Genomic DNA, 6405 nt, shown 5'->3' on the forward strand with positions numbered 1-6405 from the left:
TGCGGCGCCACCGGTCACGGTGGTGGCCGGACCCCGAACCAACACCCTTAGCGTGACCGGTTCTGCCGACCAGATGGCCCTGGCCGAGCGCCTGATTCCCGCCCTGGATCGGCCTATTCAGCAAGTCCAGCTGCAAATTCGGGTGCAGGCTGTGCAGGGTGAGGTGATTCGCAACCTTGGCATCCGCTGGGAAACCGTTTCGGGCGGCAACCTGATCGCCAGCTTCCTCTCTACCGGTCTCAACCTGATCTTTGACGCTACCCGTAGCCTGGCCTCACTCAACATCCGGGCGGTGCTGGATGCGCTCGAGCGGCAACAGCTTTCCCGCCGCCTGAGCGATACCAACGTTCTGGTTGAAGATAACTACGGCGCCGATACCTCCGACCTGCGGGCCACCGGCGCCAGGGGCGCGGAAATTAAGGTGGGCGGGCGCCTACTGATTCCGGTTCGCCTTGGCGATCAAGTCAGCGTGCGTGAGTTCGACTATGGGCTGCTGGTGCGGGTGCGTCCACAAATCTCGGCGGATGGGAACATTTTGCTCGAGGTCTTCACCCAGACCGGCGGCGACCCTGCCGACGGCCCCGCTGGCAGCATCCGCATCCCCCAGCAGACCACCCTCTCCAGGCTGCGCATCCGCGACGGCCAGACCGTGGTGCTGGGCGGCCTGGTTCAGAAAGTGACCGATACCAGTGAGTCCAAAATCCCCCTGCTGGGCGACATCCCCCTGCTGGGCGAACTCTTCAAGCAACGCACCTCCTCGGTTAAGGACGATGAGCTGATCGTGATCATCACCGGCAATATCGTCAAGGATGTCGCGCAGCGCTAGGGTGTTTCTTCACCGCGAAAGCCGGGCTTGTCCCGGCTTTTTGTTCTGAGGTAAGTGGCAACGCCAACACGGGTTCATGCTTCATCGGCTATCGCCTCCTGGCGACCGGCTACCCGGCTAGCAGTTATGCTAGATTCTGTTCATGCGTTTTCTGACTGCTGGAGAATCCCACGGGCCGCAACTCACCGGCATCGTGGAGGGTCTGCCCAGCCTGCTGCCCCTCACGGTGGAAGACATCAACCCCTGGCTCACAAAGCGGCAGGGGGGCTATGGGCGTGGGCGACGGATGGTGATCGAGACCGACACGGTGGAGTTTGCCAGCGGGGTGCGGGCGGGTCGTACCACTGGGGCCCCGGTCACGCTGGTGATCAAAAATACCGACTACCGCAACTGGATCGAAATTATGGATCCGGCGCCCGGTAACGAGCCGCGCAAGAAGGCCCTCACGGCGGCCCGGCCTGGCCACGCCGACCTTTCGGGGGGCGTCAAGTATGGGCACAAGGACTTGCGGGATGTGCTCGAGCGAGCCTCGGCCCGCGAGACCGCCATGCGAGTGGCGGTGGGGGCCATCGCCCACAAATTGCTGCTGGGCTTTGGGGTACAGAGCGCTTCGTTTGTGGATGGAATGGCGGGGGTCTGGAGCCAGGTGCCTTTTGACTGGAGCCTTGTGGAAAAGATCGAAGAGAGCCCCGTGCGCATGGCCGACCCGGAGGCCGAAGCCGAGGTGATCCGCCGGGTGGATGAAGCCAGAACCACCGGCGATACCCTGGGCGGTATTGTTGAAGCCCGCTTCAGGGGCCTGGTCATGGGGCTGGGATCGCAGATGCACTGGGAACGCAAACTCGATGGGCGGATTGCCCAGATGGTCATGAGCATCCCGGCCATCAAAGGGGTGGAAATTGGCACCGGTTTTGGCAACGCCATGAAACCGGGTTCGCAGGTCCACGACCCCATCTACTGGGAGCAGAGCCTGGGCTACTACCGCCAGAGCAACCGTGCGGGCGGCACCGAGGCTGGCATGACCACCGGCGAGGAGTTGGTGGTACGGGCTGCCCTCAAGCCCATCGCTACGCTGATGAAGCCGTTGCCCACCGTGAATGTGGCCACCCACCAGCCCGCCGATGCAGCCCGTGAACGTTCCGACACCACTGCGGTTCCGGCGGCCAGCGTGATTCTGGAAGCCCTGGTGGGCATCGTGCTGGCCCAGGCCTATCTGGAGAAGTTTGGAGGAGACACCCTGGACGAGCTGGTTGAAAGAGTAGAACAATACAAGCGACGGGTGCTGGCCTATTAGCAACCGGGGTAGACTGATTCTTATGCGGATGATCGCCCCTCGAGAACGTCGCATGTCGCCAGACTCGGGTCGCAGGCCGGGCGACCCTCCCTCGTACCGCTGGGGTCTGAGTCCTTATGCTCGAGGTTGAGCGCCCCGCCACCTGGGTGGCCCTGACCGGCTTTATGGGCGTGGGCAAAAGCCGCATCGGGCGGGAACTGGCCCGCGAATTGATGCTGCACTTCATTGACCTGGATCGGTATATTGAACGCGAGATGGGGCTTTCGATTGCCGATATTTTCCGTCACCTGGGTGAGCCCACCTTCCGGCAACTCGAGGCCGAGGCCGTAAACGAACTGGCCCAGAAAGATTTTCTGGTACTCTCACTGGGAGGGGGCACCTTTGTGAGCCCGGAAAACCGCCAGCAGCTTTTGCGGCGGGGGCCGGTGGTGGCACTGTGGGCCAGCCCCGAGACCATCTTCGAACGGGTCAGCCGCCGCCCTGGGCAGCGCCCCATTCTCGATAACCCCGCCCCCTTCGAGCGCATCCAGAAGCTCCTGACCGAACGCGAAGCCATCTACCGCCAGGCCACCCTTCATGTCTCTACCGACGGCAGACGAATTCCCGACGTAGTAGACGAAATAATTGAACGACTGTGGGATTATGCGGAAGCTGAAGATTAGACACCCCATCCCCTACCCGATCCAGATCGGGTTCGACCTCGAGGTGCCCCAGGCCACCGGCCCCCGGGCCATGATCTTCGATCTGGCCGTCCAGAACTATGCCAAAAAGTTGGCGGCACGCCTGGATATTTCGGCGGGCCTGGGCCTTCCGGGCGGCGAGAGTGTGAAGAGCCTGGCTACCTACGGCAAGGCCCTGTCCTGGCTGGCCGGACAGGCCCTTCCCCGCGATACCACGCTCTATATTGTGGGGGGCGGTTCCCTCACCGACCTGGGCGGGTTTATGGCCGCTACCTATCTGCGGGGGGTGAGGTATATCAGCCTGCCCACCACCACCCTTGCGGTGGTAGATGCCTCGCTGGGCAACAAGACCGGCATCAACCTGCCGGAAGGCAAAAACCTGGTCGGAGCCTTCCACGCCCCAGAAGGGGTGTACGCCGACCTCGAGACCCTCAAAACCCTCCCACAGTACACCTTCAGACAAGGGCTGGTCGAAGCCTTCAAACATGGTCTCATCGCCGGGGACGAACTGCTGGTTAATGTGGAACCGCTCTCGCTGGATTGGGAGGGTTTTGAGAACTACCTGGCCCGTGCCGTCTCGGTCAAGTTACAGATTGTGGAAGCCGACCCCACCGAGCAGAACGAGCGCCGCAAGCTCAACCTGGGCCACACCCTGGCCCATGCCCTGGAAGGCGCTACCTTTGGGGTGATGCCCCACGGGGTAGCAGTGGCCTATGGTCTGCTCTTCGCTGCCCTGCTGGGTCGTGCCCACGGCGGCCATGACCTGGTGCCTGCGGTGCTGAAGCTTTTGCACTGGCTCGCACCCCCCCCGCCCCCCCGCTTTAACTGGGACGACTTGACCCCTTTCCTCAACCGCGACAAGAAAAAGGTGGGCAAGGCCCTCAACTGGGTGGTGCCCAAGGATATGGGCTGGCTCGAGATTCACCCCGTGTTGCAGGAAGTACTGCTGGGCTGCTACGAAGAATTCCTGAGCCTGGTGGCTACGCTAAGCACCGAACCCTCCAGACCCGCCGAGTCCCAACGAGGGTAAGACTTTGAAAATCCGGAGCGGTTCGGCGCAGGCAGCACCCATTCACAGAACCCGGAGGCGGCCAGAAGGGGGTTTTCAAAGCAAGCCGGGGTGCATCCGTCTGAAACCTGCCCTGCGTATCGCCACCGTATGTTTGTCACGGATCCAGACGGGCGTACGGCGCCTGCGGCTGGGTGGATGGACCGATGGGCCTTATGCGCAGCTTACACCTTCAGCGGCTCCTGGGCTGGCTCGTTCAGCCCAGGAAAGCTGTGGCGGTGGTGCATGATGCGCACCGCAAAGTCGTAGGTGAAATAGCTGTAGGCCCAGTTGGAAAGCACCATCATGCGGTTGCGAAAGCCTATCAGGTAGTAAAGGTGTACCGCCAGCCAGGCCCCCCAGGCCGGGAAGCCGCGCATTTTCAGGTTGCCGAGTTCGGCAATGGCATGGCTGCGCCCCAGGGTCGCCATGTTGCCCTTGTCCTTGTATCGGAAGGGTCGTTTTTCCTGCCCATGCAGCTCCCGCAAGATATTACGGGCGGCCAGCGCGCCTTGCTGCATGGCAGTGGGAGCCACCTGGGGATGGGGGCGGCCATCCCGATACTCCAGAAAGTTCATATCACCGGCCACATAAATCGAAGGATGTTCGGGCACAAACAGCGCTGGGGTGGTGGCCACCCGGCTGCCCCTGGTGGTGGGCAGCCCCGGCAGCGCCTGTCCGGTCACCCCCGCGCTCCAGACCACGGTAAAGCTCGGAATGGTGATGCCACTCTGCAGCCGGACGGTGCCCTGGGTCACCTCGACCACCCGCTCACCAAACATCAACTCCACTCCAAGACTTTCCAGGAATCCCTGAGCATACTGCGCCGACGAGGGCGCGAAAGCATCCAGGAGGCGGTGGCTGGTCTCGATCAGGATGACCCGGAGTAGGGAGAGCTCGAGGTCGGGGTAATCTCGTGCGATCACATGACGGCGTACCTCACCGACTGCCCCCGCCAGCTCGACCCCGGTGGGCCCACCCCCCACCACCACAAAGGTTAATAGGGCTTTGCGCCGCTGGGGGTCGGGGGTACGCACGGCTTCCTCGCAGGCCGAGAGAATCCGGTCGCGGATTTTCATGGCATCGTCCAGGTCTTTGAGGCCATAGCCGTACTGGGCAATGCCCGGCAGACCAAAGTCGTCGGTGCGGGTACCAGTGCCCACAATCAGATAATCGTAGGCCACAGGGCGGCCCTCCACCCACAAGACCTTGGCCTGGGGGTCTACCCCTTCCGCTGCACCCAGCAGGAAGCGGGCGTTTTTGTGCCTGCGCAGGAAGGCCCGGATCGGGAAGGTGATCTGGGGAGCCTCGAGGCCAGCAGTGGCCACCTGGTACAAGAGGGGCTGGAACAGGTGGTAGTTGTTGCGGTCTACCAGCGTAACCTGTACCCCAGGTTTGCGGGAAAGCTCGCGCACTGCATGCAAGCCCGCAAAGCCAGCCCCAAGCACCACCACGTGTTTGTTCCGCATTTACAGCCTCCCTGGGACCATGCCCTGGCTTTCTCTAAGGACTTTTGTCCCCACAATCAGATTGTACTTCTTTTCACATAAAGCCAGGGAGGTTTACTTACATTTTGTACCCTCTATCGCATCCTGCAGTCACGCGGTGCCAGGGGTCGTCCGCATACGGGCCCACCCGTTACAGGGTGAGTGCCGCCTTCCCGGCAACGTTTTCGCTACCGATGCCTCTGGGATGTTTCCTGATACCGCGCCAACGTGCACCAAGTCGCCCCTATCCTGGCCGCAATTTTTGTCGCACCCTTGAAAGAGAATGCCCCCTCTGGGCGGTAGATTCCCTCTGGATGCGCTGACGCTCGCACACCTGGCAACAACTATTCTTTCCAGGGCCTGTTATTCCGAACTCGAGCCCCGGTACACGGCCTCAGTATGCTGCAGCCGAATCCTCAGCCCTCGCCCCTCTGCCGAAAACTCCGCTCCAGCAACATCAGCAGGGCCATACACAACCCCATGAGCAGCACGGCCAGCACCACGGCTTCTTGAAAAGGCAGCGCCCCGGGTCTACCCAACCGCTCGTAGATCGCTACCGACAGGGTAGTCCACTCTGGACGTTGCAAGGTAAGGGTTGCACCCAACTCACCAATAATTGCTGCAAGTGCCAGCGCCAGGCCTGCGAGAGCAGCGGGGCGCACCAGGGGCCATTCCACCCGCACCCACCTGCGCCAGGGACCGGCCCCCAACACCCTGGCTGCCTCCACCAGACCTGTGGGCATGGCCCGCAAGGCGGGCAGCAGTGCCCTGGCCAGCAGGGGATAGCTGAGCAACGCATAGGCTGCAATTAATATCACCAGCGAACCGCGCAAACCCGGATAGGCCAGCAAGTAACCCAATCCAATGGCCACCGGAGAGATCATTAAGGGCAGCAAGCCCAGCCAGTCCAGCCAGCGGCTGCCCCGCCAGACCGCATAGGCATACAGAATGCCCAGGGGCAACACCAGTAGCAGGGCCAGACCAGCAAACCCGAGGGTGTTGAGCAGCGCCATGCTGCCAGGGGTAAAGTCCGGGCTCGTCCACACACTCACCCAGGCAGCGGGCCGTTC

The 6405-nt window shown here is 62.3% G+C and carries 6 protein-coding genes; 4 read left to right on the top strand and 2 right to left on the bottom strand.

Annotated features, from left to right (window positions below):
- The 4 genes from Q0288_RS08650 to Q0288_RS08665 form a co-directional block, all read left to right on the top strand.
- Positions 1 to 826: secretin N-terminal domain-containing protein (locus Q0288_RS08650; protein ID WP_299429493.1), on the top strand; the 826-nt coding region annotated here is incomplete at its 5' end.
- A gap of 142 nt (positions 827 to 968) precedes the next feature.
- Positions 969 to 2120: a chorismate synthase gene (gene aroC / locus Q0288_RS08655; RefSeq protein ID WP_299429494.1), complete on the top strand. Its 1152-nt coding sequence runs from the start codon at positions 969 to 971 to the stop codon at positions 2118 to 2120.
- Positions 2121 to 2236: 116 nt separating this feature from the next.
- Positions 2237 to 2782: a shikimate kinase gene (locus tag Q0288_RS08660; protein WP_299429495.1), complete on the top strand. Its 546-nt coding sequence runs from the start codon at positions 2237 to 2239 to the stop codon at positions 2780 to 2782.
- The gene (locus tag Q0288_RS08665; protein ID WP_299429496.1) at positions 2763 to 3830 is read left to right on the top strand and encodes a 3-dehydroquinate synthase family protein; all 1068 of its coding nucleotides are present in this window, start codon (positions 2763 to 2765) and stop codon (positions 3828 to 3830) included. The genes Q0288_RS08660 and Q0288_RS08665 overlap by 20 nt, the downstream gene beginning before the upstream one ends.
- A 203-nt stretch (positions 3831 to 4033) precedes the next feature.
- On the opposite strand, the gene Q0288_RS08670 is transcribed toward Q0288_RS08665, so the two are convergent.
- A complete protein-coding gene (locus Q0288_RS08670; RefSeq protein WP_299429497.1) occupies positions 4034 to 5317 on the bottom strand; it encodes an NAD(P)/FAD-dependent oxidoreductase in 1284 nt (427 codons plus the stop codon).
- Positions 5318 to 5751: 434 nt separating this feature from the next.
- The coding region (locus tag Q0288_RS08675) for an ABC transporter permease subunit (protein WP_299429498.1) at positions 5752 to 6405 on the bottom strand (654 nt) is incomplete at its 5' end.

The organism is uncultured Meiothermus sp., assembly GCF_937863175.1.
GTDB lineage: Bacteria > Deinococcota > Deinococci > Deinococcales > Thermaceae > Meiothermus.

Excerpts from the sequence above, each read along its gene's own strand:
- aroC (WP_299429494.1), top strand. The coding sequence starts at position 969 with ATGCGTTTTCTGACTGCTGGAGAATCCCACGGGCCGCAACTCACCGGC.
- Q0288_RS08665 (WP_299429496.1), top strand. The coding sequence starts at position 2,763 with ATGCGGAAGCTGAAGATTAGACACCCCATCCCCTACCCGATCCAGATC.
- Q0288_RS08670 (WP_299429497.1), bottom strand. The coding sequence starts at position 5,317 with ATGCGGAACAAACACGTGGTGGTGCTTGGGGCTGGCTTTGCGGGCTTG.
- Q0288_RS08660 (WP_299429495.1), top strand. The coding sequence starts at position 2,237 with ATGCTCGAGGTTGAGCGCCCCGCCACCTGGGTGGCCCTGACCGGCTTT.